This window comes from Mycobacterium adipatum, from assembly GCF_001644575.1.
In the GTDB taxonomy this organism is placed as follows: Bacteria; Actinomycetota; Actinomycetes; order Mycobacteriales; family Mycobacteriaceae; genus Mycobacterium; species Mycobacterium adipatum.
Genome location: NZ_CP015596.1, coordinates 1,141,678 through 1,165,492 on the forward strand (window position 1 = coordinate 1,141,678; position 23,815 = coordinate 1,165,492).

General features: G+C 66.5%; 23 protein-coding genes. 14 read left to right on the forward strand and 9 right to left on the reverse strand.

What is annotated here, in order from left to right; all coding sequences use genetic code 11:
* Positions 1–87: 87 nt before the first annotated feature.
* Positions 88–747, forward strand: a complete 660-nt coding sequence (locus tag A7U43_RS29080; RefSeq protein ID WP_231963534.1) for a class I SAM-dependent methyltransferase — start codon at positions 88–90, stop codon at positions 745–747.
* On the opposite strand, the gene leuA is transcribed toward A7U43_RS29080, so the two are convergent.
* Complete coding sequence (gene leuA, locus A7U43_RS05315) at positions 633–2,438, reverse strand: 2-isopropylmalate synthase (RefSeq protein ID WP_067992003.1); 1,806 nt, start codon at positions 2,436–2,438, stop codon at positions 633–635. The genes A7U43_RS29080 and leuA overlap by 115 nt on opposite strands.
* Positions 2,439–2,671: 233 nt before the next feature.
* Between leuA and A7U43_RS05320 the strand changes: the two genes are divergently transcribed.
* The 4 genes from A7U43_RS05320 to A7U43_RS05335 are packed head-to-tail and all read left to right on the forward strand — an operon-like array spanning position 2,672 to position 7,034.
* Complete coding sequence (locus A7U43_RS05320) at positions 2,672–3,400, forward strand: WXG100 family type VII secretion target (RefSeq protein ID WP_067992005.1); 729 nt, start codon at positions 2,672–2,674, stop codon at positions 3,398–3,400.
* Positions 3,400–3,690, forward strand: a complete 291-nt coding sequence (locus A7U43_RS05325) for a WXG100 family type VII secretion target (protein ID WP_082902028.1) — start codon at positions 3,400–3,402, stop codon at positions 3,688–3,690. Before A7U43_RS05320 ends, A7U43_RS05325 begins: the two co-directional genes overlap by 1 nt.
* A gap of 4 nt (positions 3,691–3,694) precedes the next feature.
* Positions 3,695–6,454: a TNT domain-containing protein gene (locus A7U43_RS30580; protein ID WP_067992008.1), complete on the forward strand. Its 2,760-nt coding sequence runs from the start codon at positions 3,695–3,697 to the stop codon at positions 6,452–6,454.
* Between the two features lie 25 nt (positions 6,455–6,479).
* Complete coding sequence (locus A7U43_RS05335; RefSeq protein ID WP_156525849.1) at positions 6,480–7,034, forward strand: hypothetical protein; 555 nt, start codon at positions 6,480–6,482, stop codon at positions 7,032–7,034.
* Positions 7,035–7,342: 308 nt separating this feature from the next.
* Here A7U43_RS05335 and A7U43_RS05340 read toward each other — a convergent pair whose 3' ends face one another.
* The 7 genes from A7U43_RS05340 to A7U43_RS05370 all read right to left on the reverse strand — a co-directional run bounded on the left by A7U43_RS05340 (position 7,343) and on the right by A7U43_RS05370 (position 14,786).
* Positions 7,343–7,990 (reverse strand): helix-turn-helix domain-containing protein, encoded by a 648-nt coding sequence (locus A7U43_RS05340; RefSeq protein ID WP_067992014.1) that lies wholly within the window; start codon positions 7,988–7,990, stop codon positions 7,343–7,345.
* 17 nt (positions 7,991–8,007) lie between these two features.
* Complete coding sequence (locus A7U43_RS05345; protein WP_067992017.1) at positions 8,008–9,204, reverse strand: NAD(P)/FAD-dependent oxidoreductase; 1,197 nt, start codon at positions 9,202–9,204, stop codon at positions 8,008–8,010.
* Positions 9,201–10,550, reverse strand: a complete 1,350-nt coding sequence (locus tag A7U43_RS05350; RefSeq protein ID WP_067992020.1) for an FMN-binding glutamate synthase family protein — start codon at positions 10,548–10,550, stop codon at positions 9,201–9,203. The genes A7U43_RS05345 and A7U43_RS05350 overlap by 4 nt, the downstream gene beginning before the upstream one ends.
* Positions 10,550–11,233, reverse strand: a complete 684-nt coding sequence (locus tag A7U43_RS05355; protein ID WP_067992023.1) for a protein glxC — start codon at positions 11,231–11,233, stop codon at positions 10,550–10,552. The genes A7U43_RS05350 and A7U43_RS05355 overlap by 1 nt, the downstream gene beginning before the upstream one ends.
* The gene (locus tag A7U43_RS05360; protein WP_067992026.1) at positions 11,221–12,090 is read right to left on the reverse strand and encodes a class II glutamine amidotransferase domain-containing protein; all 870 of its coding nucleotides are present in this window, start codon (positions 12,088–12,090) and stop codon (positions 11,221–11,223) included. The genes A7U43_RS05355 and A7U43_RS05360 overlap by 13 nt, the downstream gene beginning before the upstream one ends.
* Before the next feature lie 11 nt (positions 12,091–12,101).
* A complete protein-coding gene (glnT, locus tag A7U43_RS05365) occupies positions 12,102–13,406 on the reverse strand; it encodes a type III glutamate--ammonia ligase (RefSeq protein WP_067992029.1) in 1,305 nt (434 codons plus the stop codon).
* A 126-nt stretch (positions 13,407–13,532) separates the two neighbouring features.
* The gene (locus A7U43_RS05370; RefSeq protein WP_067992032.1) at positions 13,533–14,786 is read right to left on the reverse strand and encodes an ammonium transporter; all 1,254 of its coding nucleotides are present in this window, start codon (positions 14,784–14,786) and stop codon (positions 13,533–13,535) included.
* Between the two features lie 201 nt (positions 14,787–14,987).
* Between A7U43_RS05370 and A7U43_RS05375 the strand changes: the two genes are divergently transcribed.
* From A7U43_RS05375 to A7U43_RS05385, 3 genes are all read left to right on the forward strand, one after another.
* Positions 14,988–16,253, forward strand: coding sequence for an aspartate kinase (locus A7U43_RS05375; RefSeq protein WP_067992035.1), 1,266 nt, complete (start codon positions 14,988–14,990; stop codon positions 16,251–16,253).
* Positions 16,254–16,258: 5 nt separating this feature from the next.
* Positions 16,259–17,293 (forward strand): aspartate-semialdehyde dehydrogenase, encoded by a 1,035-nt coding sequence (locus A7U43_RS05380; protein ID WP_067992038.1) that lies wholly within the window; start codon positions 16,259–16,261, stop codon positions 17,291–17,293.
* A 70-nt stretch (positions 17,294–17,363) separates the two neighbouring features.
* Positions 17,364–18,419 (forward strand): DUF4185 domain-containing protein, encoded by a 1,056-nt coding sequence (locus A7U43_RS05385; RefSeq protein ID WP_082902371.1) that lies wholly within the window; start codon positions 17,364–17,366, stop codon positions 18,417–18,419.
* A 7-nt stretch (positions 18,420–18,426) separates the two neighbouring features.
* Here the strand turns inward: A7U43_RS05385 and A7U43_RS05390 are convergent, their stop codons facing one another.
* A complete protein-coding gene (locus tag A7U43_RS05390; RefSeq protein WP_082902029.1) occupies positions 18,427–19,035 on the reverse strand; it encodes a TetR/AcrR family transcriptional regulator in 609 nt (202 codons plus the stop codon).
* 117 nt (positions 19,036–19,152) lie between these two features.
* Here A7U43_RS05390 and A7U43_RS05395 point away from each other — a divergent pair, with 117 nt between their 5' ends.
* The 6 genes from A7U43_RS05395 (at position 19,153) to A7U43_RS05420 (ending at position 23,791) form a co-directional block, all read left to right on the forward strand.
* Positions 19,153–20,064: a phytanoyl-CoA dioxygenase family protein gene (locus tag A7U43_RS05395; protein WP_067992043.1), complete on the forward strand. Its 912-nt coding sequence runs from the start codon at positions 19,153–19,155 to the stop codon at positions 20,062–20,064.
* Entirely contained in the window at positions 20,061–21,575 is a 1,515-nt protein-coding gene (locus A7U43_RS05400) for an APC family permease (RefSeq protein WP_067992046.1), read from the forward strand. The genes A7U43_RS05395 and A7U43_RS05400 overlap by 4 nt, the downstream gene beginning before the upstream one ends.
* Complete coding sequence (locus A7U43_RS30025) at positions 21,572–22,012, forward strand: RidA family protein (protein ID WP_067992049.1); 441 nt, start codon at positions 21,572–21,574, stop codon at positions 22,010–22,012. Before A7U43_RS05400 ends, A7U43_RS30025 begins: the two co-directional genes overlap by 4 nt.
* Before the next feature lie 52 nt (positions 22,013–22,064).
* Entirely contained in the window at positions 22,065–22,487 is a 423-nt protein-coding gene (locus A7U43_RS05410) for a hypothetical protein (protein ID WP_067992052.1), read from the forward strand.
* A gap of 83 nt (positions 22,488–22,570) precedes the next feature.
* Complete coding sequence (locus A7U43_RS05415; RefSeq protein ID WP_067992055.1) at positions 22,571–23,101, forward strand: hypothetical protein; 531 nt, start codon at positions 22,571–22,573, stop codon at positions 23,099–23,101.
* A 36-nt stretch (positions 23,102–23,137) separates the two neighbouring features.
* Positions 23,138–23,791 (forward strand): sensor domain-containing protein, encoded by a 654-nt coding sequence (locus A7U43_RS05420; protein ID WP_067992056.1) that lies wholly within the window; start codon positions 23,138–23,140, stop codon positions 23,789–23,791.
* Positions 23,792–23,815: the final 24 nt, after the last annotated feature.

Here is a 23,815-nt window from a genome sequence, read left to right on the forward strand (position 1 = left end):
TTGCCCAAAATCGGTCAACACCTATGTCGGGGCCGGTCACACGATGGAGGTATGGCGAAAGATCATCCAAATTCCATCACGGCGAGGATGGGAAACAAGCACGACTACCTGCCCGCCAACGGCAACGATCTGCTGCTGCCGGCCTACGACATGATCACCCGGGTGCTCGGCATGTCGCCGGGCTACGACACGCTGGCCGGTCAGGCCAGCCTGTTCGATGACGTGGAAGTCCTCGAAATCGGCTGCGGCACCGGCAATCTCACCACGCGTATCGTGGGTCTACAGCCCACCGCCCACGTGACAGCCACCGACCCCGACCCTCGGGCGCTGGCGCGGGCGCAGCGAAAAATAGCACCGTCGGCCGATGTTCGGTTCGATCGGGTGTACGCGCAACGGCTGCCCTACGCCGACGCGTCGTTCGACCGCGTGCTGAGTTCGATGATGCTGCACCATCTGGACGATGCAGCGAAGACCGAGGCCTTGGCCGAGGCGTACCGGGTGCTCAGGCCGGGCGGCAGCATGCACATCGTGGATGTACACGACGCTGACCTACCGGACCTGTTGCGCAGCATCGGGTTCGAGGTGACCGGACTGGGCACCCGGACGCTTCGGTTCGCCGGACGGGCGAGCTTCTACCGCGCCGCCCGGTTCACTGCGGAGACCACGGCACGCAGCGAGGCGGTCGTGATGGACGTGGCGATACCCACACCCCATACCGTCTTGCCGCCGATGGACGCCTCCACGTAGGCGGCCGCCTGCGCCTCCTCGCCGGCCGACAGCGCGTGCTCGGAATAGTCCAGCACGTTCACCTGGAAACCGACCGCCCCGATGGCGTCCACGAACGCGGCCAGCGGACCGTTACCGGCGCCGACGATCTCGCGTTCCGCACCGTCGATCTTGACGATCGCGGTGATGGTGTCGGTGCCACCGTCGACCTCGGCAGCGTCGACCTTCTGGCGGATCCGTTCCAGCGGCCGGATGGGCGCCAGGTACTCCTCGGAAAAGACCTCCCAGATCTCCTTCGGTGACACCTCGCCGCCCTCGCCGTCGGTGATCTGCTGGATGACCTGGCTGAACTCGATCTGCAGTCGGCGCGGCAACACCAGACCGTGATCGGCCTTCATGATGTAGGCCACGCCGCCCTTGCCGGACTGCGAGTTGACCCGGATGACGGCCTCGTAGGTGCGTCCGACGTCCTTGGGGTCGATCGGCAGATACGGCACCTGCCACAGGATGTCGTCGACATCGGAGTCCTGCTCGTCGGCAGCGACTTTCATCGCGTCCAGACCCTTGTTGATGGCGTCCTGATGGCTGCCCGAGAACGCGGTGTACACCAGATCGCCGCCGTAGGGATGGCGTTCGTGCACGGGCAGCTGGTTGCAGTACTCGACGGTGCGGCGGATCTCGTCGATGTTGGAGAAGTCGATCTGCGGATCGACACCGCGGCTGAACAGGTTCAGGCCCAGCGTGACCAGGCAGACGTTGCCGGTGCGCTCGCCGTTGCCGAACAGGCAGCCTTCGATCCGGTCGGCGCCGGCCTGATAGCCAAGTTCTGCTGCGGCGACCGCGGTTCCGCGGTCATTGTGCGGGTGCAGGCTCAAGATGATGCTGTCCCGTGGTGTCAGGTGCCGGTTCATCCACTCGATGGAATCGGCGTACACGTTGGGGGTGGCCATCTCGACGGTGGCCGGCAGATTGACGATCAGAGGCACTTCGGGAGTGGGCGCCACGATCTCGGCGACGGCGTTGCAGACCTCGACGGCGTATTCCAGCTCGGTACCCGTGTAGGACTCCGGGCTGTACTCGAAGCGCCACTGGGTCTGCGGGTACTTCTTGGCTTCCTCGACACACATCCGGGCCCCGTCGGTGGCGATCGCCTTCACGGCCTCGCGGTCGGCACGGAAGACCACCCGGCGCTGCAGGATCGAGGTCGAGTTGTAGAAGTGCACGATCGCCTGCGGTGCACCGGCACACGCCTCGAAGGTCTTGGCGATCAATTCGGGGCGGCACTGGGTCAGCACCTGGATGGTGACATCGTCGGGGATGGCGCCCTGCTCGATGATCTCGCGGACGAAGTCGAAATCGGTCTGGCTGGCCGACGGGAAGCCGACCTCGATCTCCTTGTAACCCATCCGTACCAACAGGTCGAACATGCGGCGTTTGCGCGCGGGACTCATCGGGTCGATCAGCGCCTGGTTGCCGTCGCGCAGGTCCACCGCGCACCACTGGGGTGCGGTGGCGATGACCTTGTCCGGCCAGGTGCGGTCGGCCAGGGTGACGTTCTCGACCTCTTCGGCGAAGGTGCGGTAGCGGTTCACCGGCATGGCGGACGCGCGCTGGGTGTTCCAGGACGGCTGTCCGGGGTTGCGCGGACCGGCCGGTGTGGTGATCGTGCGGACCGACGAGAAGGCGTCAGATGAGATCTCAGGGGTGGTCATGATGTTGGCTCCGGGGTCTTGTGTGGATTTCAGACCGGCGCATCGCGAAAACCCGCGACGGGAGGCCAGTCTGGATCAGACCCCGTCGCGGCGTCCGAGAAGGAGCACCCGCTGCACGCAGGCAACTGTACTCCGGGTGCGCCGAAGGCCAAAACGGCTACCCGGAATTGGTGCGCACCGGGGCCGCTTCCCCGGCTTAGGGTGCTAAGGAAGCGACGATTTTCGGGGGACGGATGGGTGAGTCGGTCGAGGTTGTGACCTCGGAGCTGCACGTGGCCGCGAACCGTCTGCAGGCGGCGGGGCAGCGGCTGCAGGACGGCTTGTCCGCGGTGGATCTGGAGACCAGCAACCTGCTCGCCTCCGGTTGGAAGGGCGAGGCGGCGACGGCCTTCGACAAGTACTGGGAGCAGTGGCACAACGGTGCAGGCCAGGTGGTGCGGGCGCTGCAGACCATGTCGCAGGCCCTAGACGCGGCGGCCAGGAGCTATGACGCCGCCGATGAGCAGGCCGGTGGTGCGCTCGACACGACCATGCAGGGCGGTGGGGGCGGCGCCCCGGCCGGTGGTGGCGCTCCCGCCTCCGCTGCCTCCGGTGCCCACTCCGCCTCCGCGGGCGGTCACACCGGCGGTTCTGGCGGTTCGTCGCCCGGGTTGGCCGAGCAGATGAACCTCGGCCAGGCGATGGCCCCGCTGTCACAGGCGGCCGGAATCCCGGCGCAGGTTGCCGGCCAGTTGGCGGGCGGGCTGATGCAGGCCGGGCAGATGGCGGCCGGGGCGGCCCAGCAGGCGGTGCAGATGGCGACGCAGATTGCCCAGGAGGCGCAAGCCGAGGCGACAACCGACGATGATGCCGGGGATGCACCGGGTGGTGCGTCCGGAGGCGAAGCGCCGACGGGTGGGGCACCGGTCGAGCCGCCGTCGGCGGACTCGGCGGAGTCTGAGCCGTCGCCCGGGGAACTCTGATGACGAAGCTGGTGGTGGACTTCCCGCAACTGCAGGGTGCCATCGATCACATGGAGCAGTTCGGCCGCGAGGTCGCCGAGACCCTCGACGAGATCGACCAGGCGATGGCCGCCCTGCGGGCCAACTGGGAAGGGCAGGCCTCGGACACGCAGGCGCAGTCCCAGCAGCAGTGGGAGGACGGCGCCGAGCAGATGAAGACGGCGCTGGAGGCGTTGCGCAAGGTCGCCGAGAACGCGCACAAGAATTACACCGACGCCGTCGACAAGAACGAGAAGATGTGGGCGGGCTGATCGGGTGCGGATCGAGGTAGAACCGCAGGCACTCATCGATGCGGGTAAACAAGTCGGCGCTCTCGGCGCCCAACTCGGCGCGCTGTCGGACGCGATGGGGCAGATGTTGGCCGGCGGTATCGCGTCGGGGACCGATCCGGCGGGGTTGAACTTCGGTATCAGCTATGGCCGGCAGGCAGATGATGTCGCCAATTATCTTGCGCAACTGGCCAACGCCTATAAGGGTGTCGGGCGCATGTTGGAGGCCACGGGCTTCAACTATCAGCATGCCGATCAGGCGTCGGCGGCCGGCGGGTCGGGACCCAGCGGCGCAGTGAGTGGTGAGCAGGCAGAGACGAAGCCGGGTGACACCCCGTACACCTCGGTCACGGGTTATGTGCCGCCGCCGCCGGGATGGGCGGTCATCCAGCCGTTTCTGACCATGGTCCCATTTCTTGGGGTAGCGCTGACGTGGCCGTCCGGTAACTCCGGGATGATGAATGTCACTGCGGCGCAGTGGGCCAACATCGCGCGTGGTCTGAGGATCTTCGAACCCGCGTTGCAGTCGGCGGCGATGGCGGCCGGGGCGCAGGACGTCCCCGAGGCTGGTCAGATGACGAAGGCTCTGAAGGATTTGGGAGATGGGGCCAACACGCTAGCTGGCATTGCTGGCGACATATCCACTGCGATAACGGATTTTGCGAAAGGCGTGCAGGAAACGCAGGACGCAATCCGGGATCTGCTGGATCGGCTTTCCTTCGGCGGCATCTGGGACTCGGTGACCGGGATGCTGAGCGGTGAGGGCGGGAACATACTGCGAGAGATCGCAGATGACGTCGGTACCGTTCTGGAGAACTTCCAGAATCAGGTCCAGGGTGTTCTCGGGTTGCTCTCCGAGCTGCAGAACCTGCTCCGGGAGGCCGCCGAGGGCTTCCAGAAGTGGATACGCCCGGTCCTGGTGGGGGCTTTCGGCGACAGCGTGGGCAATGAGCTGGCCGACGCCGTGAGGATTTCTACCAGTCTGCAGGCAGGCCTGGGGGTCGCCGTGATCGGCCTCGTATCGGGCACCGTGGCCCTCGCCGATCCCGACACCTGGAAGGGCCTGGCGGACACCGCCATCATTATTGCCAAGGACCCGACGAAGATCGACGACGTCCTCAAGCAGTCCGGTAGCGAGTTCATCGCATGGGATGTGATCACCGGTGACAACCCGGCACTGGGGGTAGGTGAGGCGCTCGGCAACATCGGATCGCTGTTCATTCCCGGTGGCGCACTGGCCAAGGGTGGGTCAGTGGCCAAGGGGCTGGCAGCGACTCGCCGTCTGCTCGACGGCGAGGGCCTGGAGGGGCTCGGTCGGATTCCGGGGCTGGGCGGCAACCGGACGCCGGATATGCCCGAGCTTCCGGATGCGCCTGGCGCGCCCAATATTCCGGAGTTCACCCCGCCACCGGGCATTCCCGGCTCGGTGCTGGGACCCGGTGGTCCGACGGGCTCCACGGCATCTGCCCCGTCGTCTCCGGGGTCCGGCTCGGGTGGCGGTCCTGCGGCAACCGTGCCGTCGCCCAATGGCTCTGGACCGAGCCAGCCCGGCGGGCGCGCCGGGCCCGGCAGTCCGTCATCCAGCGGCCCCGCTCCTACTGGCGGATCGCCCAATCCGGGTGGGAGCAGCGGTGGTCCGTCGTCCGGTGGCACTGTCCCGACGGGTGGTTCGCCCAGTCCCGACGGCGGCGACGGCCCGAGCAGGCCGTCGGGTGGGGGACCGTTGTCCCCGTCGATTAGCTCGTCTACCGATTCGCAGGGTTCGCCGGGGGCGAGCCAGTCGACTTCGGGACCGAGCCCTGCAGGTGGCGGCGATGGTCCGGGTAGCCAGACTCTGAACGGTGGGGGGTCCAGTCACACCAGTGGTTCACCGAATTCCGAAGGTTCTTCGAACTCGAGCAGCGATGACCGATTGTCGCCTGAACCCGATGCTGGGCAAAAGAACCCAGATTTTGAAGCCTCATCTAGCAGTCAATCGGGCGGTGGCGCCGGCTCGTCCGGGACTGGCAGCGGCAGCGGCAGCGGTTCAGAGGACGGCGGCAGTGATGCCGGAGGCGCCAGTGGAACGCACGAGGGGAAGTCTGAGGCGACAGGCGCTGACAGCGACGGATCGAACGATAGGGATCTTTCTGATCCTCCATCTAGCGATGACACACCTCCTGCGCTCGACACACAGCCCAAAGTCGCTGGTATCGATTATGCACTTCCGGCGGAAGACGCAATACGTATTCTCTCGGATCCCGCGGCCGAGATTCAGCGGCTAGCGGACGGAGGTGTCCCCGCTAGTGTGCTGGATGGATACGATCCGCTCGCAGGCCGTGAACCGGCAGACTTTCGGAGTGAATTCGGAACTACGGACCAGAACGGCAATCTTGCTTGGGACTGGCAGAATCAAGCACCTAACAACGGATTCGCCGGGGATCCGGTGGAGTCTGACAGCATCCCAAGTGGCCATCAACTCGACCGTCTCGGTTTTAACGGCGGGGGATTCATGGCCGATGAGGGAGCGCCTATGGCTGAACGAGCGATGGCACCAGGAGCAGCGGCTCAGTATCACACTTTCGAGGGCACCGGTCGGCCTGTTCCCGACGGCAAGGATTGGGTGGTCCAGCATGGTCCGGCGAAGTCTGCCTTCGGGCAGCCGGGCGGAGCGGAGCAATGGGTTGTGATCGACAACAAGACAGGCTATCCAGTAAAGGTGGAGGATCTGATCCGCGCCAGGATGCTAAGAGAGACAACGCCATGAGGTTGTGGGTGAGGCGGGCCGGTGCATGACTGAAACAATGGACTTTCAGGGCGCCGATATCTTGATTGGCCAATACAACGCGTGGCGCGGTATCTATGCGCGCATGGGTAAAGCATCTCGCGACGAACCCGACTGGGAGGGCGACGAACTCTGGTTCAGAGACGGTTACCCTCACCCCGACTGGTCTGCCTTTGTGATTGTGAAACGCGGTGAAGGATTCGATCTTCTACAAGCGTCAACTGAACGGCGAAGCGACCCGGTGATGAGTCACCAGGGATTCTTCTCGCGCCTTGAAGATGCTGGGAAGTTCATCATCGCCGCCATCGGGGACTATCTGCGCATTGACCTCCGAATGGAGCCCGTGAGTTGGACCTGGATGGATCTAGGCCTGGCTCCGAACGTCGAGGAGACCATTGTCAGCGACAGCGAGGTGACGTACCGAGTGCGTGACAATCACGAGGTGTACAGCGTCATGGCGCTTGGCGATCGACCGTACAGCCACCTACTAACTTTGTCCTACAGCGAGCTCAATCAGATTCTTCTCGAAGGGTTTCCAGATGAGGTAAAGCCCTCGGCTTGACCAAAGTGAGCATCGAAGCACAGGTGGCGAACGGTGCAGTACTCCAAAGCCAAAGCCAAAGCCAAAGCGTCTCGGCGCGGCGCGGCGCGGCTCACGCGTACTTTTGGGCCGATACCCGTCGATCCCGGTTCGCAGTGCCGCATTGGACTACGAGGAGTACTACGAGATCACGCCCACGCAGTACGAGTAGCTGTTGGCTGACGCCTTAGCTGCGGTCGAGTTCGCCGGGTCTTGCTGATCCCGCGAACAAGATGATCGACTGGTCCAGGAGCCGGGCTGGAACCGCGGCACACCTCGGTGAACCCGACCTACACCTGCGAGTCCGGGAACGCGATCACCGACAGGAACCGGATGGGCAGCTCGACCAGGTCCACCGGCCCGTGCGCGCCCTCGCCGTCGATCTGCAGTGAGTCCCCGGCGTGCAGCCGGTACACCGACCGGCTGTGGCTGTAGTCCATGACGCCTTCGAGCATGTAGATGAACTCGGTGCCGGGATGCTGGAACAGCGGGTAGGTCTGACTCTTCTCGGTCAGGGTGACGTGCAGGCACTCCAGGCGCTTGTGCTCCCCGCGCAGTGAGCTCAGCAGCTGGTACTCATGGCCCTGTTTGGTGCCGTTGCGTACGATCTCCGCACCCGTCCCGGCCTTGACGAACGCGGCCGGGCGTTCCACGTCCGCGCCGCGGAACAGGCTGGTCACCGGCACGTCCAGGCCGCGCGCCAGCAGTGCCAGGGTGGACAGGCTGCACGAGGTCTGTGCGTTCTCGATCTTGGACATCATTGCCTTGGAGATGCCGACCCGGGCCGCCATCTCGGCGACGGTCAGCCCGTGCTGCTGGCGCAGCTGGCGCACATTGCGGCCGATCGCGGCCTCGAACTCCAGTTCCTCGACCGGCTCGTGCGGGTCCCGCTCGCGTGCCGTTCCGGACTGGTTGCGCAGCAGCGGAACGTCACTCACGGCCGGCCCCCTGTCGTCTAACGCATCTCCCCGGCACCCACATACGGATACGGGCTTCTGAGCAGTGTGCCATCGGTGAACCGGGAGAGCGCAAAGTCGGTCTCCGGAATCCGCGCGTCGGCGCTTCTACCCTCGGTCACCAGGTCGGCGACCAGGCGCCCGACCGCAGGCGCGATCTTGAAGCCGTGCCCGCTGAATCCGGCAGCCACGATCAGACCGTCCGGGCCGGCAGCAGAGATCACCGGGTTCCAGTCCGGGGTGACGTCATAGCAGCCCGCGTAGCTGCCGGTGATCGAGGCGTCGGTCAACCCCGGGAACCGGGTACCGACCTTGTCGACCGTCATCTCCACGAAGCTGTCGGTCGCGCGGTTCAGGTAGTCGTCGGGGTCGGCGTCCTCGCAGTGCGCGAGGTCGCTGTTGCCGAACAGGATCTCCCCGCCGAGTTCCGGGCGGACGTATTGCAGCGAGACCAGATCGGAGAACACCGGCACCGGCCCGAGATCCAGCCCGGGGGAGATGGTGACGATCTGCTCGCGGACCACCCGGATCGGCACGTCGATGCCGTAACGGACCAGGAAGGGGTGCGTCCAGGCGCCGGTGGCGACCACGACGGTGCCGGCCGCGACCTCGGTGCCGTCGGTCATCCTGATCCCGGTGACGCGGTCACCGTCGACCAGCAGCTCGGTCACGTTGGCGCCCTGCCGGATTCGGACCCCGGCGGCGCGCGCCGACACCGCGAACGCCTGCGCGGTCTGGTAGGCGTCGCCGTACCCGCCGCGGGCCTCCCAACCGAACGCCGCGAACGGGCTCAGATCGGCGGTTGGCCACATCCGTGCGACCTCGTCGGCGTCGATCTCCTCGGTCTGCACCCCGACGGCGCGTTGCGCCGCAAGGCTCTTGCGCATCGCCTCGACGTTGGGGGCGCCGACGCCGACGACGTAGCCGGTCTGCCGGAACCCGATATCGCTGGCGTGATCGCCGAGGAACTGCTGCGGCTTCTCGAACACCTCCAGGCTGGACGCCGCCATCGCGGCCAGCGAGCTGACCCCGTAGTGGCAGCGCACGATGCCGCTGGACTTGCCGGTCATCCCGGACCCGACGGTGTTACGTTCGGCGACAAGCACATCGGTGACGCCGCGCTGGCTCAGTGCCCAGGCCGCCGCGGCGCCCTCCAGCCCGCCGCCGACGATGACGACGTCCGCGGTCTGGCTCACAACCCTGCTCCCGGGCCCCGGCCTGGAATCCACTCAGTGCCGGCCAACGGTACCCGGGCCATGGCGGCGGCTTCGATGGTGACCGCGACCAGGTCCTCGGGTTCCAGATGGGTGACGTGCGCCTTGCCGCAGGCCCGGGCGATGGTCTGGGCCTCCATGGTCAGCACGCGCAGGTAGTTGGCCAGCCGGCGTCCCCCCTCGACCGGGTCGAAGCGGGCCGCCAACTCGGGGTCCTGGGTGGTGATACCGGCAGGGTCGCGCCCGTCCTGGAAGTCGTCGTAGAAACCGGCTGCGCTGCCCAGCTTCTGGTACTCGGCCTCATAGCGGGGATGGTTGTCGCCGAGCGCGATGAGTGCCGCGGTGCCGATCGCGACGGCGTCGGCACCCAGGGCGAGGGCCTTGGCCACGTCGGCGCCGGTGCGGATGCCCCCGGAGACGATCAGCTGGACTCCACCGTTTCCCGTCGCTCCGCCAGCTCCGCTCGCCCCGGCCCGGTGGACTCCCAGTTCCTGCAGCGCCTGGACGGCCTGCGGGACCGCGGCCAGGGTCGGAATGCCGACATGCTCGATGAAGACATCCTGGGTGGCGGCGGTGCCGCCCTGCATCCCGTCGACCACCACGACATCGGCGCCGGCGTGCACCGCGAGCTTGACGTCGTAGTAGGTGCGGGTCGCGCCGACCTTCACGTAGATGGGCTTTTCCCAGTCGGTGATCTCGCGCAGCTCGTTGATCTTGATGGTCAGGTCGTCGGGCCCGGTCCAGTCGGGGTGGCGGCAGGCGCTGCGCTGGTCGATACCCTCGGGCAGCGTGCGCATCTGCGCGACGCGCGGCGAGATCTTCTGCCCCAGTAGCATTCCGCCGCCGCCGGGTTTGGCGCCCTGTCCGAGCACGATCTCGATGGCGTCGGCCTTGCGCAGGTCATCGGGGTTCATCCCGTAGCGGGACGGAAGGTACTGATAGACAAGGTGCTTGCTCTGACCGCGTTCCTCGGGAGTCATGCCGCCGTCGCCGGTGGTCGTCGAGGTGCCGGCCTCGCTCGCGCCGCGGCCCAGGGCCTCCTTGGCCGGCCCGGACAGCGCGCCGAAGCTCATCCCGGCGATGGTGACCGGGATATCGAGGTGCAGCGGGTGTTTGGCGTGACGACTACCGAGCACCACATCGGTGCCGCACCGTTCGCGGTAGCCCTCCAGTGGGTAGCGGGACATCGACGCGCCGAGGAACAGCAGGTCGTCGAAATGCGGCAGCGGGCGTTTCGCGCCCCATCCGCGGATGTCGTAGATGCCGGTTTCGGCGGCGCGCTGGATATCGGCGATCGTGTTTCGATCGAAGGTGGCGGATTCACGCATCAGTAGGCACTCGCATTGTCGACGTGGAAGTGGTAGAGGTTGCGCGCCGATCCGTACCGGGTGTATTCCGTGGTATCATCGGAATATCCTGCCGCGGTGAGGAGTTCGGCCAGTTCGGCGTGGTGCTCGGGCCGCATGTCCTTCTTGACGCAGTCCGCGCCGAGTGAGGAGACCGCGCCACGCACGTAGATGCGCGCCTCGTAGATCGAATCCCCCAGAGCCTCACCGGCATTACCGCGGACCACCAGGCGCCCGGCCTGGGCCATGAACGCGCTCATGTGGCCGATGTCGCCGCCCACCACGATGTCGATGCCCTTCATCGAGATCCCGCAGCGCGCGGCCGCGTCTCCCTGAATGACCAGCAGGCCGCCGTGGGCGGTGGCCCCGGCGGATTGGGAGGCGTTGCCGTTGACCCGCACGGTGCCGCTCATCATGTTCTCGGCGACGCCGGTTCCGGCGTTGCCGTTGATGACGATCTCGGCGTGCTGGTTCATGCCGGCCGCGTAGTAGCCGACGTGACCGTTGACCGTGACGCGCACCGGCGCGTTCACCCCCACCGCGACATTGTGTGCGCCGTCGGGATGGTCGATGGCGTACTCGCCGGTGATGCCGGTCTTGTGCAGGGCCGCGTTGACCTCGCGCAGAGGCGTTGTGGCCAAATCGTATTGGACTAGCGTGTCCATGCGTACACCACCTCCGGTTCGGGTTCCCAGATCCTGGCCGATTCGACACCGGGCAACTCGGAGAGCGCGCGGTACTCGCTGGCCATCGCCACCCAGTCGGCGGTCTCGGCGATGACGGCGGGCTTGCAGGCGATGGCGTCGCGGACCACGGCGAAGGAATCGTGGTTGGAGACCAGCAGGGTGTAGAAACCGTCGAAGGTCGCGCAGAGCTCCTTCAACGCGGTCTCGACATCACGGCCGGCGGCCAGTTGCTGCGCGACGAAGCGCGCACCGACCTCCGTGTCGTTCTCACTGTCGAAAACCACCCCGGCCCGGCGCAGGTCGCGGCGGATGGTGGCGTGGTTGGCGAAGGATCCGTTGTGCACCAGGCACTGTTGCGGGCCGACGGTATAGGGATGGCAGCCCGACGGCGTCACCGCCGACTCGGTGGCCATCCGGGTGTGCCCGACACCCTGCCAGCCCTGAGCCTTGGACAGGCCCCACGCGTCGGTCAGCGCCCGCGGATGCCCGACCCCCTTGAGCACTGCCAGGTCGGCGCCGAAACCGGCGATCAGCGCCCCCGGGTAGGACAGCCGCACCCGTTCCAGCAGTGCCTCGGAGGGCATGTCGGCCGACAGCAGGTAGCTCGAATCCACCTGCACCACATCGACATCGGCTCCGAGATCCGGTACCACTTCGATATCGGTCACCGACACGCAACCGCGTCCCGGCGGCGACCACATGGGGTCCCCGTAGACCGCGACCCCGGCCGAATCAGCCCCCCGGTCCGACATTTCACCGAGCATCCCGCTGAGCAGTTCTCCCAGCCGGGGATAGAGCTCAGGTGTGCGCAGGTGCAAACCCACGATCCCGCACATAGCGTTCCTTTCTAGAAGGCGGTCAGGTACTGATCGACCTCCCACGGCGTGACGGTGCCGTGGTAGGTGAAGAACTCCTCGCGCTTGATGCCGGCGAAGTAGGTGGCCACCCCGTCACCGGCGGCGTCGAGCACCCCGGACACCACCGGGTCGGCGTCCAGCTCGTCGATGGCGTGCAACAGGGTGGGTGGCAGGTTCGCCGGCCCCTGGGCACCGACCGCGCCGGGGTTCAGACTGCGCTTGATGCCGTCGAGGCCGGCCCCGAGTGCGGCGGCGATCGCCAGATAGGGATTGGCAGAGCCGTCCCCGCCGCGCAGTTCGACACGCTGGTTGTCGGGCACCCGGATGTAATGGGTGCGGTCGTTGCCGCCATAGCTGGGCTTGCGCGGTGCCCACGATGCGCCCGACGCCGTGGTGGTGGCGCCGGTTCGCTTGTAGGAGTTGACCGTCGGTGCGATGACGGATTGCAGTGCGCACGCGTGCTCGAGGATCCCGGCGATGAACGCATACGCCGTCTCGGACAGGCCCAGCCCGCGGTCGTCGGCTTCGGCGGGGAACACCGGGTTGCCGGCACTGGTGAGCGAGAGGTGGAAGTGCAGGCCGCTGCCGGTGCGGTCGGCGAACGGTTTGGGCATGAAAGTGGCCACCATGTCCCGTTCGGCGGCGATCATGGACAGCAGGTAGCGCAGGGTGACCACCCGGTCGGCGGTGACCAGAGCTTCGGCGAAGGCGAAGTTCTGCTCGAACTGGCCGTTGCCGTCCTCGTGGTCGTTGGCGTAGTTCGACCAACCCAGCGAATTCATCGCCGTCGAGATCGCGGTGAGGTGGTCATACATCCGGGTGACGCCGCGGGCGTCGTAACACGGTTGGGCGGCGGTGTCGTCGGCGTCGGCGGTGACCAGCGAGCCATCGGCGGCGCGGCGGAGCAGGAAATACTCCACCTCGGCGCCGACCCAGGGCTCGAAGCCGGCGTCGGCGGCTTGCTGGATCAGGTTCTTGAGAATCACCCGCGGCGCGTACGGCCACGGCTTGCCCGCCACGTGCGGGTCGCAGTGCACCAGTGCCAGTCCCTCTTTGATGAACGGAATCGGGGTGAACGAGGCGGGATCCGGTACGGCGATCAGGTCGGGATCCTTGGGTTCCTGGCCCATCGCACCGACGGCGTAGCCGGCGAAGCCGACGCCCTCGGTGGCCAGCTGGTCGACGGCTTCGACGGGAACCAGCTTGGCGCAGGGCTTTCCGCGCAGGTCGACGAACAGCGCGAGGATGAATCGGGTGCCGGACTGCTCGGCGAGGGTGGCGAGATCGGTGGTCATGGTTACCAGAACTTTCGTCATCTTGTTATGACTCGTCTCTTTGTAAGAAACAGAGTATCACGTCATGAAACACTTGCAAGCCGAGGAAACCCCGGCGGCCGACGGCCACCGGGGAATCGTCGTGGATCAGGAGAATTCGAGCTCGTACGCCGAATCACGGTGGAACTTGGCGTCGATGCCCTTCTCCTCCTCGTCCGGGGAGATGCGGATGCCCATCGTCTTCTTGATGGCGAACGCGATCGCGAAGGCGATGACGAACGAGTACGCCATCACCGCGCCGGCAGCGACCGCCTGCTTCCACAGCTGATCGATGCCGCCGCCGTAGAACAGGCCGTTGATCCCGTTGGGCATGCCCTCGCTGGCGAAGAACCCGATCAGCAGGGTGCCGATGACGCCGCCGACCAGGTGCACGCCGACCACGTCCAGCGAATCGTCGTAGCCGAACTTGTCTTTCAGGCCCACCGCGTACACGCAGATCGCCCCGGCGATACCGCCGACGAAGATCGCGCCGATCGGGGTGACCGCGCCGCAGGCGGGGGTGATGGCGACCAAGCCGGTGATGGCGCCGGACGCCGCGCCGACGCCGGTGACGTGGCCGGTCTTGATCTTCTCGACCGCCAGCCAGGCCAGCACCGCCGCGCAGGTCGCCACAAACGTGGTCACCATGACGATCGATGCCGAATTGCCCGCCGCCAGTGCCGATCCGCCGTTGAAGGCGTACCAACCGGCCCACAGCATGCCCGCACCCAGCAGGGTGAGCGGCACGTTGTGCGGCTTGCGCAGCTGCCCGAACATCGCGGACTTGCCCAGCACGATGGCCACCGCCAGGGCGGCCGCTCCCGCGTTGATGTGCACCGCGGTGCCGCCGGCGAAGTCGACCGCACCCAGGGTGTTGGCGATCCAGCCACCCACCGAGTTCTCGGTGACGACCCCGTCGAATGCGAACACCCAGTGCGCCACCGGGAAGTAGACCAGCACCGCCCAGATCGCCGCGAACACCATCCAGGCGCCGAACTTCATCCGGTCGGCCACCGCACCGGAGATCAGGGCGACCGTGATGGCCGCGAACAGCGCCTGGAACAACGCGAACAGACTGATCGGCAGGCCGTCGATGGTCGTCATCGGTTCGAGTAGATCCGTCATGCCGGCGAATTCGGTGATGCTGCCGACGAAGCCGCCCATCGACGTCCCGAAGACCATCGAGAAGCCGAACAGCACCCAGAGCAGGCCGACGATCGCGACCGCGCCGAAGGTCATCATCATCATGTTGGTCGAACTCTTGACCGAGACCATGCCGCCGTAGAAGAGCGCCAGGCCGGGAATCATCAGCGTGAGGCCGATGATGCAACAGAGTATGAAGGCCGTGGTTCCTGTATCCATCAATATCTCCTGCAGATGTGCGGCCCGACGGGCCGACCACTGGCAGTAACCTCCGTTTCTGTTACGTGGACGGCATCGTGGCGTTGCCGATGGGTAAACGGTTTCGCCGCCGGCGGAGGCCCCCGGAGGTGGAGGAGTAAAAGCGCGCGCGTCGACCCCTTATCCTTGTCAGGACATCCCCGGCTGGTTGAGAGGTTCACAGTGGCGCTCGTCGTGCAGAAATACGGCGGATCATCGGTCGCGGACGCCGACCGGATCCGGCGCGTCGCCGAGCGCATCGTCGAGACCAAGAAGGCCGGCAATGACGTCGTGGTGGTCTGTTCGGCGATGGGTGACACCACCGACGACCTGCTGGACCTGGCCCGCCAGGTGTCCCCGGCCCCGCCGGCCCGCGAGATGGACATGCTGCTGACCGCCGGTGAGCGGATCTCCAATGCGCTGGTCGCGATGGCCATCGAGTCCCTGGGTGCGCAGGCCCGCTCGTTCACCGGTTCGCAGGCCGGCATCGTCACCACCGGCACCCACGGCAACGCCAAGATCATCGACGTCACCCCGGGCCGCCTGCGCGATGCGCTGGACGAGGGCGTCATCGTGCTGGTCGCCGGATTCCAGGGCGTCAGCCAGGACAGCAAGGACGTCACCACGATGGGCCGCGGCGGCTCGGATACCACCGCGGTCGCGCTGGCCGCCGCGCTGGACGCCGACGTTTGCGAGATCTACACCGACGTCGACGGCATCTTCACCGCCGACCCGCGCATCGTGCCCAACGCCCGTCACCTGGACCACGTCTCCTTCGAGGAGATGCTGGAGATGGCCGCCTGCGGAGCCAAGGTATTGATGCTGCGCTGCGTGGAATACGCACGCCGCTACAACGTTCCGATACACGTCCGCTCGTCGTACTCGGATAAGCCCGGAACCATCGTCAACGGATCGATCGAGGACATCCCCATGGAAGACGCCATTCTGACCGGAGTCGCCCACGACCGCAGCGAGGCCAAGGTCACCGTCGTCGGGCTGCCCGACGTACCCGGATACGCCGCCAAGGTGTTCCGCGCGGTCGCCGATGTCGACGTGAACATCGACATGGTGCTGCAGAACATCAGCAAGATCGAGGACGGCAAGACCGACATCACCTTCACCTGCTCGCGGGAGAACGGCCCGGGTGCGGTGCAGAAACTGACCTCGCTGCAGAGCGAGATCGGCTTCACCCAGGTGCTCTACGACGACCACATCGGCAAGGTGTCCCTGGTCGGCGCGGGTATGCGTAGTCACCCCGGCGTCACCGCCACGTTCTGCGAGACGCTGGCCGAGGCCGGTATCAACATCGATCTGATCTCCACCTCCGAGATCCGCATCTCGGTGCTGATCAAGGACACCGATCTGGACAAGGCCGTCGCGGTGCTGCATGAGGCCTTCGGTCTCGGTGGTGACGAGGAAGCCGTTGTGTACGCGGGATCGGGGATCTAGTAATCATGGTCAACATTGGTGTGGTCGGCGCGACCGGTCAGGTCGGCCAGGTGATGCGCACACTGCTCGAGGAACGCAACTTCCCGGCGAGCTCGGTGCGGTTCTTCGCCTCGCCGCGCTCGGAGGGCAAGAAGCTGACCTTCCGCGGCCAGGAGATCGAGGTCGAGAACGCCGAGACCGCCGACCCGTCGGGCCTTGATATCGCGCTGTTCTCCGCGGGCGCGACCATGTCGCGCGTGCAGGCACCGCGGTTCGCCGCGGCCGGTGCGGTCGTGGTGGACAACTCCTCGGCCTGGCGCAAGGATCCGGATGTCCCGCTGGTGGTCAGCGAGGTCAACTTCGACCGGGATGCCGGTGTACGCCCCAAGGGCATCATCGCCAACCCGAACTGCACCACCATGGCCGCCATGCCGGTGCTCAAGCCGCTGCACGAGGAGGCCGGCCTGACCCGGCTGATCGTGTCGAGCTATCAGGCCGTGTCCGGCAGCGGGCTGGCCGGCGTGGAAGAACTCGCGTCACAGGCGCGGGCGGTCATCGACGGGGTCGAGCAGCTGGTGCACGATGGTTCGGCCCTGAACTACCCGGCGCCGGTGAAGTACGTCGCCCCCATCGCGTTCAACGTGGTGCCGCTGGCCGGTGCGCTCGTCGACGACGGATCCGGCGAGACCGACGAAGACCAGAAGCTGCGCAACGAGAGCCGCAAGATCCTCGGCATCCCGGAGCTGCTGGTATCGGGCACCTGCGTCCGGGTCCCGGTGTTCACCGGGCACTCGCTGTCCATCAACGCCGAGTTCGCCGCACCGCTGTCGGTGGCGCGAGCCCAGGAGCTGCTGGCCGCCGCGCCCGGCGTGACGCTGGTGGACGTGCCGACCCCGCTGGCCGCCGCCGGTGCCGACGATTCCCTGGTCGGCCGGATCCGGCAGGATCCGGGCGTGCCCGACGGTCGCGGTCTTGCACTGTTCGTTTCCGGCGACAACCTGCGCAAGGGTGCCGCACTGAACACCATTCAGATAGCCGAGCTGCTCGCCGCCCAACTCTGACCCACGCCGAAACCGCATTCCAGAAGGCAAAGTGCGAGTGACCATCTTCCGGAACGCGGTTTCTGCGGTGATGGTGGCGGCGATGGCCTTCCCAGCACCCGCGCACGCCGATCTGACATTGCAGCCCGGCCAGGTGCTGATGCTCGGGCCGGTCGCCGGAACGGGTACCGCAACCGGTGACTACGGGATCGGCGCCACCGATCTGTGCGAGTTCATGGAGTTCCCGAGCAGGCTGCTGCAGGTCTGTGGCGACAGCTTCGCCGGGCAGGGCGTCGGCTTCGGCGGCTGGTACTCACCGATCGCGCTGCACGTCGATCCCGATTCGATCACCGCGCCCGACGGTATCCGCGTCACGGGGGTGTCCGGCGTGGCGGCGCCGCTGCTGGCCGACCCCGCGCCGGCGGGTGCGTCGCAACTTCCCACCGGGGTCGTGTCGATCAACCGGGAGAACTACCTGCTGGTCACCACCACGTTCAACCTGCGACCCGCCACCTCGCGGTTGGTGAAAGCCAATGCCGCGGAGGATAATTGGCCGACGGTGCCGGGATCGGTGCGCGACGTCGCGGATGGCGGCGGCGGGCAGTCCCAGATCAGCGGTTACTACGACCCGATCCCGACGCCGGACTCCGAGCGCGGCTGGGTGTACATCGTCGCCGACAACTTCGACCGCAGCGCACCCGTGACGCTCTATCGCGTTGCGCCACAGAACTTCACCGATCGTGCGGCCTGGCAAGGCTGGTCGGCGATAGACGGTTGGGACAGTCAGCCGACCCCGTTGTGGCCGGACCGGGTGGGTGAGATGAGTGTTCGCCAGATCGACGGCAGGACCGTGCTGTCGTACTTCAATGCCAGCACCGGCAACATGGAGGTCCGAGTGGCGGCTGACCCGACCCAGCTCGGTGCCGCTCCGGTGACGACGGTGGTGGTGGGCTCGCCGTGGCCGCAACGCCCCGAGGAATTGCCCGCGCCGCAGGACAATCGGCTGGCCCAGCCCTACGGCGGCTACATCTCGCCGGCCTCGACTCTCGACGAGGTGCGGGTGTTCGTCAGCCAGTGGAACACCACGCCCCGTGGCGGCACGCCGTACCGGGTGATCCAGTACGCGGTGCACCCATTGCAGCCGTGACGGCCGATCAGTCGACGGCGGTCTTGAGGTATGCCACCATCGCCACCGCCGCTTCCCTGATCAGGACCGGGTCCCCTTCGGGGTCCTTACGGAACGCGAATCTCAGCAGATAGTCCAGGATCTCGATGGCCACCGAGCAATGGTGGAGCTCCAGCCGGGTGGACTGAGCCGGGGCGACCCGCACGATCGCATCGCGTAGTCGGCCGGCGATGTACAGATTGGCCTGCGCGTCGGCCGCCACGGCCACCGCCGACAGATGGCCGTTGAGCCACAGCTCGCGCACGGCCGGGGAACGGTAGTAGTCGCTGTAGCACTCGATGGCACGTTCGGCCACCTGCTCCCAGCGGTCGTAGTCGGCGGCGGCGAACTCGTCGGCCATCTCGGTAGACCGTTCCATATAGCCGAGAGCCACGGTCTCCATCGCCATTTCGGGGCTGTGGAAGTACGCGTAGAACGAGCCCTTGCTCACGCCGGCGGCCTCGACCAGAACCATCGGAGAGGCCACCGCGCGCTCGTAGCCCACCGTGACGAGCAGCTGTTCGGCCGCATCGAGGATGCGCTGCACGGTCTCCCGGCTGCGCTGCTGAGCGGGCAATCTGCGCATCGTCTCCGCCATCGATCCGACTCTAGTCGGGTTTTACCCGGCGGTTACCTGCGAGCCCTCGCCAGAAACAGACTGAAGTTCAGACTTGAGTCGCATTTAGCATCGTTTCGAGCCAGAGGAGCCCCTCCCATGACCGAGTTGAACCACCTGCCGCCGACGGCGACCGCGGAACAGATCACCGCTTGCCTGCGCCGGGACGGCTATGTGATCATCGACAACCTGGTCGATCCGGACACCATGGATCGGATCAACGAGGAACTCACGCCCTACATCGAGAGCACCGAGTACGGCGGCGACAACTTCCTGGGCCTGCGCACTCGGCGTACCGGTTCGTTGATCGCGCGTTCGCAGACGTCCCGGAGCCTCATCGCCCACCCGGCCATCCTCGAGGTGGCCGGCGACTATCTCAGCCACGCCTCGACCTTCCAGCTGCACCTGACGCAGGTGATCTCGATCGGCCCGGGATCGCCGGCCCAAGCGATCCACCGCGACGAATTGGCTTGGGATTTCTTCCATTTCCCTGCCGACTACCAAGTGCAGTGCAACACCTTGTGGGCCATGAGCGACTACACCGCCGAGATGGGCGCCACCCGGGTGGTGCCGGGCAGTCATCTGCTGGGGCCCGATGAGAAGTTCAGCCAGGAGGACTCACTGCCCGCCGAGATGGAGAAGGGTTCGGTCCTGCTGTACAACGGCAAGATCTACCACGGCGGCGGCGCCAACACGACCGAAGACAAGGTGCGTCAAGCTCTCAACATCACCTACGCCGTCGGATGGGTGCGCCAGGAGGAGAACCAGTACCTGTCCACCCCGATCGAGGTGGCCCGGACCCTCGACGATGATCTGTTGAAGTTGATGGGATACCAGTTGGGCTGCTTCGCCATCGGCTACGTCGGTGACGTCAAGGACCCGATGTCGGTGATCCGTGCGGAAGCTACCGGTTCGCTGTCGATCGACAGCATGCAGGATGCCGCCGGGCGTACGGGATCGGCCAACACCCTGATGAACCTGATCACCGACGCCTCGAGCGTCTCGGCATGAGCGCGCCGGATTCGTCTGGGCTGGCGCGCAACAGCGTCACCCTTCCGGAGGCGACCTTTGTCTCGATCGCCACCATGGCCCCTGGCGTCGGGGCTGCCTTCGCGGTGATCGGCGGCGCGGCATTCGCCGGCGGGGCGCTCCCGGCGTCGGTGGTGTTCGCCATGCTCGGCTGCGTGTGCGTCGCGGTCGCGATCGGCCAGCTGGCCAAGCGGATCACCTCCGCCGCGGGCATGTCGTCGTATCTGGCCGCGGCGTTTCACGGCGGCGCGGGGTTCCTGTCCGGATGGGGCACGCTGCTGGTGTACGCGGCGGCGCTGCCGTACCTCGCGTTGCTGGTCGGCAATATGGTCGGTGGTGCCGTCGATGGGGCGCTCGGTCTCGGTTACACCGGGTGGTGGGTCATCGGTGCACTGGGGTGTATCGGCCTGGCGCTGGTGATGAACTATCTGGGCGCGCAGTTCGGGACTCGGGCCGGGATGCTCCTTGGAGCGTTAGAAATCATTGTGATGCTGGTGATTTCGGTGTGGATGATTGTGGCCGCGGGGGATCGCAACACGCTCTCGGTGTTCTGGACCGAGCATGCCACCGTCGAAGGATTCACTGGTGTCAGCGGCATCCTCGCCGGCGCCGTGTACGCCTTCCTCGCATTCATCGGGTTCGACGCGGCCGCACCGCTGGCGGAAGAAGCCAAGGATCCCAAGCGCACCATCAAGTGGGCGGTGATCGGATCCGTGGTGCTGGTGGGTACCTTCTTCGTCGTCACCACCTACGCGTCGGCGGTCTACTTCGGTCCCGGACAGTACGCGGGGTTCCTCGCCCACGGCGACGGCGACCCGTGGATGGAGATCACCAGGACGTTCTGGGGTGTCGGGTGGGTGATCCTGCTCGTCACCCTGCTGAGCTCGGGATTGGCGTCGGCCAACGGCGCGGGCATGGCCGCCACCAGAGTGGCGTGGGCGTTGGGGCGTGCGGGCACGCTGCCGAAAGCGTTGACCCGCCTGCACTCTCGGTTCCGTTCGCCGGTGGTGGCCATCGCCGTCATCTTCACCCTGGCCACCGCGGTCACGCTGGCGGTCGGCCTGGCCTTTGGTCCGGTGACCGGATTCATGGTCACCGGCACCGTGCTGACGGTCGGGGTGCTGCCGATCTACATGGCCGTGTGTGTGGCTTGCCCGGTGTACTACCTGCGTTACCGCCGCTCGGAGTTCCGGGTGCTGCCGCATCTGGTCGTGCCGCTGGTGGGCCTGGTGTTCCTGTTTCCGACGTTCTGTGCGGGCGCGGGCATCACGGCCTTCAGTTTCGTCGCGCCGCTGTCATATCCGCTCGACATGGCGGGCTACTTCGTCGCGTTGTGGTGGTGCGTCGGCATCGTCTTGCTGGCGGTCATCGCGGTACGCCACCCCGAACGGCTGGCTCCCGACCGTATCCTTGCTGCGCCTTCACTGGACGACGAGCTCGCGGCCCTGCCCCACACCACCATCATCGACGACAAGAAGGAACTTGCGCTGTGACAACAGATTCCAACGGCGAGCACATCCAGCGTGGCGTCCCCGACATCGGATACCTCGACCCGGGCGTGTTCGACGATCTCGGCATCGTGCAGACCGCGGTGGTGCGTGACACCGTATACGTCTCGGGTATTGCCCCGCTGACTGGTGGTGCGCAAGGGATGGACATCGTGGGTGTGACGTTCGCCGAGCAACTCGCCTACACCCTCGAGGTGCTCGATCGGTCCCTGCAGTCCGTCGGTGCCGGCCGGTGCGATCTGGTCGCGTGGACGATCTACACCACCGATATGCAGGCACTGGCGGACAGCGCCGCGGCGCTCAAGCAATGGGTCGGCCCGCACCCGCCGACGAGCACCTGGGTGACGGTGGCGGGGCTGATCCATCCGGCGCAGCTGCTGGAGCTGACGGCCATCGCGGCGCACAGCACGGTTCACAGCTGATTCATAAGCTCTAACCAGCCGGCACATTGGCACGCCTCTGCATCATGGCTGCATGAGCGAAGAATCCGACAACTCCACCAGCGCCACGACACCCGTGGCCACCGCAACCCCGCCGGTCGCAAGCCCGCCAGCCGTGGTGGTGCCACCGGCCGAGCCGTCCCGGCACAGCCGGGTCAGTCAGGTCGCGGCGTGGGTGGGCATCGTCGCCGGGGTCACCTTCGTCGTCGCTGTCGTGTTCTTCTCCGGCTTCATCCTGGGGAAGGCCACCGACGGTGGCGGCCACCATCGCGGCGGTCCCGATCGGGAGATCGGCATGTTCCACCGGGGCGGACCCCCGATGGGACCGCCGCACATCTTCTTCCCGGGCGGGCCGACGGCCCAGGGTGGCCCCGGTTTAGGCCCCGGCGCGCAGGGCCCCCAACAGGGCCAGGGCCCGGGTCCCGGCAACATGCCGCCCGCTCCGACGCGTCCCTGAGTCTAAGAGGACACTCGCAGGCGCGTTAGGAATCATCAGTAACTCTTGGCACTCTGACCTCATTCGTGAGAGTGTCGCTAACCATGACACGCCGACCGCTGCGCATTGCCGCACTTGTCGCCGCGCTCGTGGTAATGGCGGGACTGGCGGGGTGCGGGGTGCGCACCGTTGATCCGGATGTCGCCGCGTCCACCGTGTTCGCCGTCGGTGACTGTGTGGAGATCGACTCCGGCATAGCTCCCTCGCCGGACCCGGCGCGTGCCACCGAGGTGTCCTGCACAGAGGATCCGAGCTACACCGTCGGTGCCACCACCAACGCCGCCGGGGACTGCCCGACCAGCGAGTACCAGCACCTGCCGACTGCGTACGCCGAACCATCGACAGCCCGGTTGTGCCTGGTGCCCAACCTGGTCGCCAACCAGTGCTATCTGATGGAGATGCCGATCGGCCTGGTCGAGAAGGTGTCCTGCAACCCGCGTGACGACGGTGTACTGGTGCAGGTCACGCAGCGCCTCGACGTCCGGGACCAATCCGCCTGCCCGGCCGCCGCCGGGTCCTACGCCTGGCCCTATCCCGCTCCGGCCCGGACCTACTGCACCCGGACGCTCTTCTAGGTCTGGCGAGTCCGCCGCGTTTGGCATGATCGAACCATGCGGCTGATTGCACTGGCTGCCGGGGTGGGTGTGGCTCTGGCCTCGGCTGGATCACTACAAGCCGCGCCGGCCGTGGCCCGACCGTCGGATCCCGGCGTCGTCAACTACGCGGTGCTGCCAAAGGGGTCGGTCAGCAATATCGTCGGGGCCTCGCTGACCTGGGAGGCCGAGTTCGCCAACCCGGTCCAGACGTTCTACGTCGACAACCCGGTCTGCAACAACTGGGCCGATATCGGACTGCCCGACGTGTACGCCGATACCGACCTGGCGTCGTTCAACGGAGCGGTCGCGCAGACCTCCGCCACCGACTCCACCCGCCTGGTCAAACAGGCCGTCGGTGTCTTCGCCACCAACGAGGCGGCCACCCGCGCCTACCACCGGGTCACCGACCGCACCGCCGGCTGCGCCGGGCAGACCACCACGATGCATCTGGAAAATCTCGCCAACCAGGTGTGGACCTTCTCCGGTGGCGCGGCCGCCCCGAACGATGCGGTGTGGGTGAAACAGGAGGGCGGCACCGACCGGCGGTGTTTCACCCAGACCCGGTTGCGGGAAAACGTTCTGCTGCAGGCGAAAGTCTGTCAACCCGGCAACGGTGGCCCCGCGGTCAACGTGCTGGCCGGGGCCATGCAGAACACGCTCGGGCAATGACGGCGCACAATCCCTCGGGAATAT